Below are 12527 nucleotides of genomic sequence, written 5' to 3' on the forward strand. Positions count from 1 at the left end.
CGGTTTTTTTCTGGCGCGGCTTGAAACCTGAAATTTTGTCACCAACTCCAAAAAACATCGCCAGCGTGTACACCAGTAAGCGCCCGATAAAATCTCACGCATGGCTACCAACAAACCCACCAAACCGATGATCTCGCCGCCCTCTACCGGAGACGGGGACGGCTCTGTCGTGATGGAGCGCCTGACACAAAAGGTGCAGCCGCCTTCCATGTACCAGGTGGTGATGCTCAATGACGATTACACCCCCATGGAGTTTGTGGTGGTGGTGATTCAGGAGTTTTTTGGCAAGGATCTGGAGGCCGCCACGCAAATCATGCTCAAGATCCATTTGGATGGGCGGGGCGTTTGTGGCGTGTATTCCAAGGACATTGCGGCGACCAAGGTAGACCAGGTCATGGAGGCGGCGCACAAAGCCGGTCACCCTCTGCAGTGTGTGAGCGAGCCGGTCGATTTGTAGGGTATTTGCGGCGTAAGCGCTTTGCGCGACGTAAAACGCATTACAGTTATTCAACACAGCAAGGCAAAAAGGAATTCATATGATTGCCCAAGAATTGGAAGTCAGCCTGCACATGGCGTTTGTCGAAGCGCGGCAGCAGCGACATGAGTTCATCACCGTAGAGCACTTGCTGTTGGCCTTGCTCGATAACCCCAGCGCTGCCGAAGTGCTGCGGGCTTGTGCGGCCAACATCGACGATCTGCGCAAATCCCTGAGCAACTTCATCAAGGACAACACGCCCCAGGTGGCGGGTAGCGATGAGGTGGATACCCAGCCCACCCTGGGTTTTCAGCGCGTGATCCAGCGCGCCATCATGCATGTGCAGAGCACCGGCAGTGGCAAGAAAGAAGTCACCGGCGCCAACGTATTGGTTGCCATCTTTGGCGAGAAAGATTCACACGCGGTCTACTACCTCCACCAGCAGGGTGTTACACGCCTGGACGTGGTGAACTTCATTGCCCACGGCATCAAGAAAAGTGATCCACCTGAAGCCGCCAAGTCAAGCGAAAACCCCGCTGAGGCAGAAGAGGGCGGGGCTGAGAAAAGCGAGAAAACCTCGCCTTTGGAGCAGTACACCCAAAACCTGAACCAGATGGCCAAGGACGGGAAGATTGATCCGCTGATTGGCCGTGAGTACGAGGTGGAGCGGGTTATTCAGATCCTGTGCCGTCGCCGCAAAAACAACCCACTATTGGTGGGTGAGGCGGGAGTAGGCAAAACAGCGATTGCCGAGGGCCTGGCTTGGCGCATCTCTCAAAATGAGGTGCCAGAAATTTTGGCCGATTCGGTCGTCTATTCGTTGGACATGGGCGCCCTGTTGGCGGGTACCAAGTACCGCGGCGATTTCGAGCAACGCCTCAAAGGTGTTTTGAAAGCTCTCAAGGACCGGCCCAATGCGGTGTTGTTCATTGATGAAATCCACACTTTGATTGGTGCAGGTGCTGCTTCCGGCGGTACGCTGGATGCTTCCAATTTGCTCAAGCCCAGTTTGAGCTCGGGCCAGCTCAAGTGTATTGGTGCCACCACCTTTACCGAGTACCGTGGCATTTTCGAGAAGGATGCTGCGTTGTCTCGCCGTTTCCAGAAGGTGGATGTGGTGGAGCCCACCATCGACCAGACCGTGGAAATCCTCAAGGGTTTGAAGTCCCGTTTCGAAGAGCACCACAACGTCAAATATGCGTTGGCTGCGCTGCAAGCCGCCGCAGAGTTGAGCGCGAAGTACATCAACGACCGCCACTTGCCGGACAAGGCAATTGACGTGATTGACGAGGCCGGTGCCGCCCAGCGCATTCTGGCGCCCAGCAAACGCAAGAAGACCATCAGCAAAACCGAGGTCGAAGAAATCGTGGCGAAGATCGCACGCATTCCTCCGGCCAATGTATCCAATGATGATCGCAGCAAACTCAAGACACTGGAACGTGACTTGAAGAGTGTGGTGTTTGGCCAAGACAAGGCGCTTGATATCCTGGCCTCGGCGGTCAAGATGGCGCGCTCCGGTCTGGGCAAGGGTGACAAGCCAATTGGCTCCTTCCTGTTCAGCGGCCCCACGGGTGTTGGCAAGACCGAAGCCGCCAAGCAGCTGGCTTACATCATGGGCATTGACCTGATTCGTTTTGACATGAGCGAATACATGGAGCGCCATGCCGTGAGCCGCCTGATTGGTGCGCCCCCGGGTTATGTGGGCTTTGACCAAGGTGGTCTGTTGACCGAGGCTGTGACCAAGAAGCCGCATGCGGTGCTGTTGCTGGATGAAATTGAGAAAGCCCATCCGGACATCTTCAATGTGCTGCTGCAGGTGATGGACCACGGGTCTCTGACCGACAACAATGGCCGCAAGGCGGACTTCCGCAACATCATCATCATCATGACGACTAACGCGGGCGCCGAGACGATGAACAAGGCCACGATTGGCTTCACCAATCCGCGTGAAGCGGGCGACGAGATGGTGGACATCAAGCGCCTGTTCACGCCCGAGTTCCGTAACCGACTGGATGCCATCGTGGGCTTCAAGGCGCTGGACGAGGTGGTGATCCTGCGTGTGGTCGACAAGTTCTTGCTGCAGTTGGAAACCCAACTGGCCGAGAAAAAAGTGGACGTTACCTTCACCGACAAGTTGCGCAAGCACCTGGGCAAAAAAGGGTTTGATCCACTCATGGGCGCACGCCCCATGCAACGTCTCATTCAAGACACGATTCGCCGTGCCTTGGCGGATGAGTTGTTGTTCGGCCGTCTGGTGGATGGCGGGCGACTGACTGTGGACCTGGACGATGCGGTGGCCGACAAGACCGAAGTGATTCTGGACATACAGCCCCTGCCCAAGAAGGAGGGCAAGTCCAAGCCTGAAGAGGCTACGGCGGGCTGATCGCTGCCGTTGACGGCCAAAAGAAAATAGGGCGCTTTAAGCGCCCTATTTTTATGGCACCTTTCGCGCCATCAGCTGGCTTGAAACTGGGCCCGAATAGCTTCGATGCGCTGTCGATTCACGCCAAAGTCTTTGCGTCCGATACGGCTTGCAGAGCGTACATGGATCTTTTGGTTGGTGGCATCCAGCCAGAATTCAACATCGTCGGTAAAGCGCAGTAGCTTGGTCGTGCTTTGGGCATACAAGTAGTCATCGGTTTGCGACATGATGACCGTGCCTGTTTGGGCTTGCACCACGCTAGCCAGTTTGGCCATGGCTGCTTTGGCATTCCCTTGGTAATCCAGGGGGGCAATGGCCGCATATTGGGCTTGCGGATGGTCTGGATACAGATCTGCCTGGCTGCTGACACTATTGGGTGTGCGGGCGGGCGGCTTTAGTCGCCCGTCTTTGAGACCCAAGTCAGAGGGTGTCGCCCCTTTGAGCATACCCAGTTGGCCCGCCAGAAACAGCAGCGCTGTAATGACGAAGAACAGCAAAGCAATGGACCAAACGACTTTCATGGCGAACCCTCTCCCAGCAAGTGTGATGGTGTGCGCCTTGCCGCAAGGGCAGGGCGCGCACAAATCCTAGCTTACTTGAAGCCCACGCGGTCCAGCATTTGCTGAACCTTCACTTGGTTCATGCCCACCACACTGATAGGAATGGTTTCGCTCTTGAACGAGCCACCGCCCATGGCTTGCAGCGCAGGGTTGTTGGACTTCACACCTTTGGCGGTGGGCCACTCATTGTTGCCGTTCGCAAAGTGTTCTTGGGCGGAGGGGCTGGCCAGGTATTCGAGGAACTTGACGGCATTGGCCACGTTCTTGGAGTTCTTGGCGACTGCGCCACCGGCGATGTTCATGTGGGTGCCCCAGGAAGCCTGGTTGGGGAACACCACGCCGATACGTTCAACTACGGCTTTGTCTGCAGGGACCTCTGAGCGCATCAAGCGGGCCAGGTAGTAGGAGTTGGTGACCGCAATGCCGCATTCGCCGCTGGCAACCGCCTTGATCTGGTCCGTATCGCCGCCCTTGGGCGCGCGCGCCATGTTGTCGACCATGCCCTTGAGCCATTGTTCCGCTGCAGCGTCACCCAAATGCTCGGCCACAGAGCCGAACAGAGACAGGTTGTAGGGGTGGGAGCCGGAGCGGATGCACAGCTTGCCTTTGTTCTTGGCGTCACCCAACTCCTGGTAGGTGTCCACATCGTCTTTGTTGACCTTCGCCTTGTCATACACAATGACGCGTGCGCGGGTGGAGAAACCATACCAAGGTGTGCCACCATCGGCGGCTGTTTTGCCGCGCAACTGTGCAGGTATGGCGTCTTCGAGCAACTTGGACTTGACGGGCTGGAACAGGCCATCCACTTCACCGCGCCACAGGCGGCTGGCATCTACCAGCAAGATAATGTCGGCGGGGGATGCGGTGCCCTCTGCTTTCAAGCGCGCCAGAATACCCGCATCATCGGCGTCCACCCGGTTGAGCTTGATGCCGGTGGCCTTGGTGAAGTTGGTGTACAGCGCCTCATCCGTGGGGTAGTGGCGTGCTGAATAAATGTTCAGCGTTTGCTCTTGCGCCATGGCGCCGGTTGCGCTAACGGCCATCAGTGCGGCCAGGGTAATGCGAGAAATTTTCATGGTGTGTCGCTCGGATGTTGTGGGAACCAGCCGCATCATAGAACAAACACGAATCATTCGTAATAAAGGTAAATTGATGCTAGTCACGGAGTGGGTGAAAAGAGTTTGGGCGACGCCGGTTGTCGTGTGCGCGGTCTGCGTTTTGGTGGGGTGTGCGTCTGCCCCAGTGGTTGATACACCGGTGGTGGATGCCAACCCTTCGGTGCCCGTGGTGCCGCCCATGGTGGTCAAGCCGCCTCCCAAAATAGGCTTGGCTCTGGGCGGTGGTGCTGCGCGCGGGTTTGCCCACGTGGGCGTGATCCAGGTGCTGGAGGAGAACGGCATACGACCCGCCTTGGTGACCGGCACCTCTGCAGGCAGTCTTGTCGCCGCCATTTATGCCAGTGGCAAGACTGGAGCCCAGTTGCAGCGTGTGGCAGAAACCATGGAAGAGGCCGCCATTGCCGACTGGACCCTGCCGATCTTCAGCCGCGGCATGTTGCGGGGCGAAGCATTGGCCCGTTATGTGAATACCCAGGTCGGTTCGCGCCGCATTGAGGACATGCCGCTGCCCTTGGGCATCATTGCCACCGACCTGAACACCGGCAAGGACGTGATCTTCCAACGTGGGGATACGGGCACGGCCGTGCGCGCCTCCAGTGCCGTGCCAGCCGTGTTTCAGCCGGTCAAAATTTCAGGGCGTGAGTATGTGGACGGCGGGCTCGTCTCGCCGGTGCCGGTAGGGGCGGCGCGCAAGATGGGCGCTGATTTTGTGATTGCGGTGGATATTTCCAGCCCACCCGAGGGCAGTCTGACCGGCGGTACGCTGGAAATCCTGTTGCAAACCTTTTCCATCATGGGCAAAAGCATCAACACCTTTGAGCTGCGTGATGCCGATGTGGTGGTTCGCCCGGCCCTGCAGGGCATAGCCAGTTCAGACTTTAGTGCCCGTAAGCGCTCCATCGACGCTGGCCGCCAGGCCATGCTGCGGGCTATCCCTGAACTCAAGGCGGCGTTAGCCGCCCGCATGCGCTGAAGGGGCGATTTTGGCGGGGCCAACGCTCTTGAGTAGCAAATGACAATCCACCAACCGCTGCTACCGGTTACAGATATTTGAACCGTAGCAAACCGAAGCTGGTGGTGGGGTGCAGTCCCCATACGCTTGAACTTCATGATTCCCTTGCGGTGCACAGCCCGCACATCTCTTCTCGGAAAGACTTACATCGCCAAAGCAACAATTTCTCAAATACTGCTTGACGATTCATTTTGATTCACTAAAATTAAAGTGAATCAAGATGAATCAATCATATGGCCACACGCTTTGTCCCCACTCTTCAAGAAATCCTTTACCGGCTCGTCGGAGCCGCAACTGATGAATCGTTGAAGCAACCGGCTTCCACGAACCCGGGACGTTTCCCGGTAGTCGTGAGGCCTGAGACAAGAGCATTTCTAGAAGCCCAGGCGAACTACTTGGGCGGCTCAATTGCCGGGGTTGCCGGGGCCATTCTCGATGGCGTAGCTATGTCGACTCAGGGCCGAGATGGCGGGGCAGCAGCATTACGTGGAGTTGCGGAACGCTTCAACGTACTCATTCAAGAGCACCAACTTTCTTTTCCTGCTGCGGTCGAAGCGTTGGCTGATCTTGGTTTTACATTGGCTGACTTTGCATCAGTAGATGCTTTGCAGCTCAAGTTGTCCTCCCCTGTTATTCGCAGTGTTGCAGATCGGTTTTACGTCGGATATGACTGGCTTGCAGGTAAGAGTGACCAGGTCTTCGAGTCCACTCCGCATTGTTGGTACAAGGCAATGGAGACGGCAGCAGACAAGCTGTGTGAGGCCAAAGACCAGTTCGAAGGCGTAGAACTCATCCTCTTTGTCAAAACGGATACTGATCTGGCGATGACAAATGACGAGCAGGATTGGAAGCGTTTGCCTCACTTCATTCCGGTGCTGCGACGCACCAAGGCATTGGCCGGGGGAGAAGACCTGGAGACGTATGAAGTTTGGGACGAAGGACGTTGGTCCTATTGGCGTTGCCGCGATCACATCAAACTGGTGGTTTACTTCGCTTACCACTTGGGCGTTCTCGTAAGCGGCAAACGGCTCACTCCACAAGACTACGACCTCTTACTAAACGGGGGAGCGCTTCCGGCCACCATCGTGCGACGCAATGCCAAGGTCATTGCTTGGCACCCTGACGACTATGTAGTTCCTGGATCTGCCGTGGCGAAGGCCCCAAAAGAGTGGACTACCATCGCCGAAAACCCAGACTACGCGGCGACTTTTGAATATTTTAAAAAGCTGCTGCAAGAAAAAGGGGGCAGACGATGAAGATTTTTCTCGAAGCAGATTTGAGTAAGGGCAATGGTGCATTCCGCTGGGAAGGCGTGACGAACCGGAGGCTTCGAAGGATCATAATTTCAGTGGTCACCGTTGTCGGGGCTGTCACACTTGTAATCATGCGTCAGTAAGAGCGGCCACCCATCCTGTATTTGAAGATGCGCTCCATGCCGCGTATTCAATTGATTAGTCCCAGCACCATTCGCTGGCTGATGGCCATTTATAGGGAGTGGAAGGTCTTCATGGAACCACTCAGGAGGATTCGTTAAATGGACCGCCTTTTTGTTGACACCGAATTCACCGATTTAACCCCGGACGCTAAGCTCATATCCATAGGCTTGGTGGACGAATCCGGCAAACACAAGTTCTACGCCGAGCCATCCGATACATGGCAACACTCGGACGCGAGTGAGTACACCCAAAGAGAAGTCATTCCTCATCTCGAAGGCGGCGCATCGCGCATAACCGTGCCTGCTTTGCAGGAGCGGCTAGCGGACTGGATCAATGCATTACGTGTGCCAGTGATGCTGGCCATGGATTCCCCGCAATGGGACTGGGCCTGGATAGAGGCACTTCTGCAAAAGCAGTGGCCGCAAAACCTTGCTCGCGAGCCATTGCTTCTCACCGCGGACTATCTGTACGAATTTGACGCTTTCGTAGCAGCACGCGAGGCGGCGTTTGCCGAGGGATTGCGTCGCAATCATGCCTTGGACGATGCCTTGGCCAATCAGCGGGCTTGGTACACCTCGGGTGGTGACATCCGGGATGTGGGCGGTCTGCCGATGCTCAAAGCGCGCAAGCGCAAGGATGCAGAAGAGGTGGTGGCAGGTCTACGATCAGCGCGCAGTCTCTGGAGTGTGGGAAAAGGCGACCTGAAAGGTGTCACCTTCACGCTGAATCCAAAGTCTGAGTTCAGTCGCAAAGGTGAAGGCTGGTGATGTGGAGGCGCAGGCCCTGAGAACCAGGGTCGCTGTTAGTCAACAAAGAAGCCTCCAGCTACACGACATTTCGGCTCTGATTGCCCAGTGTGGGACGTAGCTGAAGACTCAGTGGAAATTTTAGCACTCGCTCAAGAATAGCTTGACATGCATACCCGCGTTGAACAGCTACCACTGTCCACTGAATCAGATGCCGGCAGATGCATGTCTAACTGAGCTGGCCGAGTGTCGATGCAGCGGCGCGGCAAGAATTTGCCAAATCTTTGGCAAAAGTAATGGTGAGTACCGCAGGGAACTGTGGAAATTCATCAGCATGATGCATGCCATTCACGAACTGAACCACGTCTGAAACTGTCACCATTAAGTTGCGAGAAAAGGTGATGTGCGCAGGTGTAGCCGGAAACTTCTCTTTTCCACGAGATAGCAGCGCCGTCAAGGAATACTGCGGATAAATGGAACTGACAGTGCTCAAACCGAGTGCTGCTGATGTGTGAGCCGAGAGATTTTGGCGTTGCACGGGCTGACAGTCGCGCCATACACGGGCGAAATGAGAGACGATGAAATCACTATCGATCGCACCGCCCGGCCGGAACTCGCTGCCGTTCCTCGCGTGCAGACCTTGCCTGGAACTGGCGATGAGATCTGTAACGCTAACCGGCGCAGCGCCAGTACCTACCATCGCCATGAGTGCATTCGCCGCAGTTGGATTCGATTGGGCGACGGTATGGAGCCGATGGCAGAGCGCCCGTTCCAGTTCGAAGAGTGCGCTGTTGATGGCGGACTGCGGAATATCAGGCGACCCAAGCGACAAAGTGATGGAAGAAAATACGCTCTTGACTTCGGCGGTCAGTATTTCACATGGCCATTGTGGAAACCAGTCCGGCAGCGTCACCGGCGATGATATCTGCGGGATACCTAACGGTCTCTTGGAAACGAGTACTAGGCTGAACTTTTGACACTCTCCCACCAACTCTCGGTTATCAGGAACGAACCATTCTTCGTTTTCCTGGATGGTCAGGTTGAGGTCATCAGAAACACCATTCGCATCATGGAAGCGGTTCTTGTTGACCGTTGTAACTAGGATTGGGAGGCCTGCGAAGCGCGTAGTCAACTCTGCCACCAGTTCCTGGCGTGAACTCGCCGACTCAATCCAGAACACTTCTATCTTTTCTGTCTGTTGTTGATGAAATAGGATGAGCGAAGCCGCAATGGTGTCAGGACTGAGCATGTGTGAATAGGAAGTTAATGTGCAACACCGACAGCTGCGGAAATGCGTGCAAGCAGCGGAATTTTTGCCCTGACTTGGTCATCTACAAGTTCGATGAAATTGCTTTCCGCCGCACTGGCCAAAAAAGAATTACCCGTGTAGGCGCTGAGCTGGGAACTCACCAATGTGGAATTGACATATTCCTCGGCTCTTTGAAAACTCATTGCGCTCGTATTCGTCCCCCCATTCAGTGCGAGATGACGCAGGAGTTTATAAGCTGTGTGTAGCCATGGGCCTTGCTCAATACTTGCTTCCGATAGGGCCTCACTGGCAGCGCCCCGAAAGAACTTGTAATGCGTGCTTCTTCCTACCGCGCTCAATGTCAATCCGTGGAGCGCATATTCTTCATAGAGTGCTCTTGTTAGACGGGTTTCACTGGGAATAATTTTTCTCTCAATGAGCCAATCGACAAAATCACGCAGCAGGTTGACGGCAAGAAATGGATGACCACCAGTCTCCTCGAAGACTGCGTCCACGAAAGAAGTATCGAAGGTCAGCGTCTTCTGGAAAGTTCGCCGCACCAGTTCGTGGAACTCGCTTTCGGGTGAACTATTTTCATGACTGAAAAGTGGATACGGTTCCTGATGTACGTAGGCGCTCAGCTGGTTCTGATCCATAAAAATGAAATGCGCATTGGGCTGCTGGCCCAGGAGAATCAGTAGATTCTCCGTTGCAAATTCTACAAACTGGTCTAGTAATGGCTGCACGACGAGCGTACGCGCATCCTCACTGCGTCGCCCCATGACCCGCAACCAACCAAACAGGCGGTCATATTCATCCACTATCAGTATCGAGCCACGGTTTTCTTGTACGCCCATTGGTGCCGCACGCGCTACGATACTGCGCAAAAAATCACGCGGCAGTGGTGCCGCAGGTTCGAGCGCATCGCAAACCTCCTCGAACAGCATGCGACTTGCCTTATCTCCACCCGTCATCTCGCAACGCTGAAATACAGCGTTTCGCTCAGCAATGCCGCTGGCAAGTTCACTCACACCGGTGGTTTTCCCGCTGCGACGGACGCTGCACCACAGGAGCACTCCGGTGCGAGTAGACAGCGTTGTCTCCAAGGCCCGTACACTGGGTCGATCAACCCTGAAGTACGACATGAGGGAAGGATTTTCCAGGGGAAAACGTTCCGCGATGTTGGTCTTGAGTGGCACGCTGGGTTGAACGACTACCGTGTTCTCGTAGAAACGCAGCCGCAAACGCGAAAGCAAGAAACCGACGGAATTGACCCCCTCATCTGGCATCGCCACGACGATGCCCTTGGCCTCCTTGGTGGGAAATGATCCTTTCCAATACTCTTGCACGGGCTTAGGTGTCAGGCAGGCAATGTAGCCAAGTTTAGCCCGTCGTTCGATTTGATATCTGAGCCCTCCACCCCCTCCCAGAATGCCCAACTCGAGAGGCTTTGTGTCACTGGAGTCAGCTGGTGGTCGCAGAGTTAGATCAATCGTGACATCATCGATGTTGACCATGGCAGAGGTCACGACTACAGCATCCACACTGCTTTTTGCAGATGCATGGTCAAGCTCCTGTGCAAGTAGTTCAAGCGGACGCCCGAGAATGGGTGCAATGGTACAGAGGCTTATGCTCTGATCGAGCAACTTGAGATCTGCTTCTTCGAGAAGCGGCAATACGTGAACCCAGGACTTTGCGGTGCGAGTCAAAAGCTCTTGCGCGTTGAGCTCCCCGAACCGTGAATTCAAGAAGCCGATTAGGATGCCACGCAGCATGCGGGAAGTTACCTTTCGAAGGGCGCGACAGCCCTTCGGTTCAAAAATCCGCGAGGTTTCGTCTGCATAGATTTCCACCGGTAGTGCCAGAAACGAACGCAGCCCGCCTAAAGCCTTTGCTACCGCGGCATCCGGCGTCGCTTGTCCCTGCAACATGATCCTGCTGAAGCCTTTGGTGAATATTTCCCTCGAATGCACCTGTATCGCAGCGCCCACCTCGGCGAACGCAGTATCAGTGTCGCTGTTGCTGCGCATCAAATCCACTGTATCGGCCATGATCGCCTTGAGCTCGTCCCTGTAGTAGGTCGACCACTGAAAGATATGCCATTCACGGAGTTCCAAGAACCTGTCTTGGAGCGATGTGACGAATTGCTGCAGTCGGACCGGGTGCTCAGAGGGGCTGCCAGGTACTTCTGCGTGCACCGCCGCTTCGATTCGCCCAAGGCGGCTACTCAGCTCCTCGCCAAGCTTTCTTTGCTTTTGCGGCATGAAGCGGCCAATGATCTCCTTGATCGGTTCATGAAGTCGTCTGATATCAACTTGGCTGCACTGCTGAAATAGAGTGATCAAGTTGTTGAAAGCATCGTTATATTGACGCCGAGAGATCAGTTCTTCAGCTTCGGCAAGAACGGCTTCGATGGACTTTGTCATTTGTTCAGCAGGGTTCGACCGCTCTCGTTATTGATTGATCGTAGTAAAAAAGTATCGCCAAGTACGGTTTACAAAAGCAACCTCGCATCAGTCGAGTATGTTGTGCCTATGGGCTTAGCACCAATCCCGCCATTTTTCTCAACAGATCTTCGGTGACTTGCTGAGCACTGATCATTCGACTCGCCGAGTCAGTAGCAAACCGATGTTTGCTCGCAGACTGCCGCTCTATTACTCTAATGTAGTCCTCGGCCTCAGCCCCTGCGAGTTGCTTGAAACTTTCGCGAATCACCCTCGTGCTCAAAGTCTTGTCACCAGGAGCTTGCGCGGCGATCCAGTCCTTGAGCACCTTCCAAGCTGCCGAAGCGGATAAGGGTATTGTCGACTTCAACTTGACGATCAGCGCTGCATCTGAGGTCAAAGGCCCCGAGTTTTCTGCTCGCAGCGCCGCATAGTACTTGAGCTGTTGCACCATGATGGACGGCAGAGCCACGCCCTCAGACCGGAAATCGGAGCGGAGCATTGCACCACCATGCTCACCTAGTACCAAATCGCGCCCTCGGAGTTCCGCTATCTCTTTGGGTCGAAATCCTCCCCAGAAAGTTAAGCCGACAATACACCTTGAGCGGCTGATCACCTCGCTGTCGAACTCACCTGGGTCAAGCAAAAAATTCACCAAACCGTCTGGCACCCGAAATTTCAACGCGGATTGAGTAGGGCTGCATCTTTGATTTCCTAACCCCGGCACCCAGTTCAACCAACGCTGTATCCAGCAATGCCGCAGAAATGAACGTGTGATCCTTGCAGCTTGAAGCGCGCTAGAAATCTTTAGCGCATCCGTGCGTTTTGTGCTGACCGTTGATCGAGCTTCGGTCAGGTTACGGAGGTAATCAAGCCAAGCGTCTTCCGTAATAGCTTGGGTATCAAAGATGTCAACATCTTCCAGATATTCCCGGAAGCGCCGAACCTCCCCCGCGTAAGACGTGCGGGTCACCTCGCGGATATGTGTGCATGCCCCAAGCCAACTTCGTTGCGCTTGATCGATTGAAACGTGAATTGCATTCATTTCGTAATTATGTACATAAT

At 55.0% G+C, this 12527-nt stretch carries 10 protein-coding genes; 5 read left to right on the forward strand and 5 right to left on the reverse strand.

Annotated elements, in window-relative coordinates:
• Positions 1–100: 100 nt before the first annotated feature.
• Together clpS and clpA are read left to right on the forward strand one after the other, a co-directional pair.
• A complete protein-coding gene (clpS, locus tag AC097A_RS09085) occupies positions 101–457 on the forward strand; it encodes an ATP-dependent Clp protease adapter ClpS (RefSeq protein WP_148666396.1) in 357 nt (118 codons plus the stop codon).
• Positions 458–536: 79 nt separating this feature from the next.
• Positions 537–2858, forward strand: coding sequence for an ATP-dependent Clp protease ATP-binding subunit ClpA (gene clpA / locus AC097A_RS09090; protein WP_105260622.1), 2322 nt, complete (start codon positions 537–539; stop codon positions 2856–2858).
• 71 nt (positions 2859–2929) lie between these two features.
• Here the strand turns inward: clpA and AC097A_RS09095 are convergent, their stop codons facing one another.
• On the reverse strand, positions 2930–3418 hold the full coding sequence (locus AC097A_RS09095; RefSeq protein ID WP_479620581.1) for a DUF1499 domain-containing protein: 489 nt from the start codon (positions 3416–3418) through the stop codon (positions 2930–2932).
• A gap of 71 nt (positions 3419–3489) precedes the next feature.
• On the reverse strand, positions 3490–4533 hold the full coding sequence (locus tag AC097A_RS09100) for an extracellular solute-binding protein (protein WP_105260624.1): 1044 nt from the start codon (positions 4531–4533) through the stop codon (positions 3490–3492).
• A 166-nt stretch (positions 4534–4699) separates the two neighbouring features.
• On the opposite strand from AC097A_RS09100, the gene AC097A_RS09105 reads away from it, so the two are divergent.
• The 3 genes from AC097A_RS09105 (at position 4700) to AC097A_RS09115 (ending at position 7790) form a co-directional block, all read left to right on the forward strand.
• Positions 4700–5548: a patatin-like phospholipase family protein gene (locus AC097A_RS09105; RefSeq protein ID WP_479620582.1), complete on the forward strand. Its 849-nt coding sequence runs from the start codon at positions 4700–4702 to the stop codon at positions 5546–5548.
• A 272-nt stretch (positions 5549–5820) separates the two neighbouring features.
• Entirely contained in the window at positions 5821–6843 is a 1023-nt protein-coding gene (locus tag AC097A_RS09110) for a hypothetical protein (protein ID WP_479620583.1), read from the forward strand.
• Positions 6844–7121: 278 nt separating this feature from the next.
• On the forward strand, positions 7122–7790 hold the full coding sequence (locus AC097A_RS09115) for a 3'-5' exoribonuclease domain-containing protein (RefSeq protein WP_479620584.1): 669 nt from the start codon (positions 7122–7124) through the stop codon (positions 7788–7790).
• Between the two features lie 208 nt (positions 7791–7998).
• Here AC097A_RS09115 and AC097A_RS09120 read toward each other — a convergent pair whose 3' ends face one another.
• The 3 genes from AC097A_RS09120 to AC097A_RS09130 form a co-directional block, all read right to left on the reverse strand.
• Positions 7999–9018, reverse strand: a complete 1020-nt coding sequence (locus tag AC097A_RS09120; RefSeq protein ID WP_479620585.1) for a hypothetical protein — start codon at positions 9016–9018, stop codon at positions 7999–8001.
• 14 nt (positions 9019–9032) lie between these two features.
• Positions 9033–11444 (reverse strand): Rho GTPase-activating protein, encoded by a 2412-nt coding sequence (locus AC097A_RS09125; protein ID WP_479620586.1) that lies wholly within the window; start codon positions 11442–11444, stop codon positions 9033–9035.
• Positions 11445–11550: 106 nt separating this feature from the next.
• Positions 11551–12507 carry a hypothetical protein gene (locus AC097A_RS09130; protein WP_479620587.1) on the reverse strand — a complete coding sequence of 319 codons (957 nt, stop codon included), beginning with the start codon at positions 12505–12507 and terminating at the stop codon, positions 11551–11553.
• Positions 12508–12527: the final 20 nt, after the last annotated feature.

The organism is Rhodoferax sp. XS2R6, assembly GCF_056521365.1.

What these genes read in the sequence shown, in the direction of transcription:
- clpS (WP_148666396.1), top strand. Translation starts at nt 101, where the DNA reads ATGGCTACCAACAAACCCACCAAACCGATGATCTCGCCGCCCTCTACC.
- clpA (WP_105260622.1), top strand. Translation starts at nt 537, where the DNA reads ATGATTGCCCAAGAATTGGAAGTCAGCCTGCACATGGCGTTTGTCGAA.
- AC097A_RS09115 (WP_479620584.1), top strand. Translation starts at nt 7,122, where the DNA reads ATGGACCGCCTTTTTGTTGACACCGAATTCACCGATTTAACCCCGGAC.
- AC097A_RS09120 (WP_479620585.1), bottom strand. Translation starts at nt 9,018, where the DNA reads ATGCTCAGTCCTGACACCATTGCGGCTTCGCTCATCCTATTTCATCAA.
- AC097A_RS09125 (WP_479620586.1), bottom strand. Translation starts at nt 11,444, where the DNA reads ATGACAAAGTCCATCGAAGCCGTTCTTGCCGAAGCTGAAGAACTGATC.
- AC097A_RS09130 (WP_479620587.1), bottom strand. Translation starts at nt 12,507, where the DNA reads ATGAATGCAATTCACGTTTCAATCGATCAAGCGCAACGAAGTTGGCTT.
- AC097A_RS09095 (WP_479620581.1), bottom strand. Translation starts at nt 3,418, where the DNA reads ATGAAAGTCGTTTGGTCCATTGCTTTGCTGTTCTTCGTCATTACAGCG.
- AC097A_RS09110 (WP_479620583.1), top strand. Translation starts at nt 5,821, where the DNA reads ATGGCCACACGCTTTGTCCCCACTCTTCAAGAAATCCTTTACCGGCTC.
- AC097A_RS09100 (WP_105260624.1), bottom strand. Translation starts at nt 4,533, where the DNA reads ATGAAAATTTCTCGCATTACCCTGGCCGCACTGATGGCCGTTAGCGCA.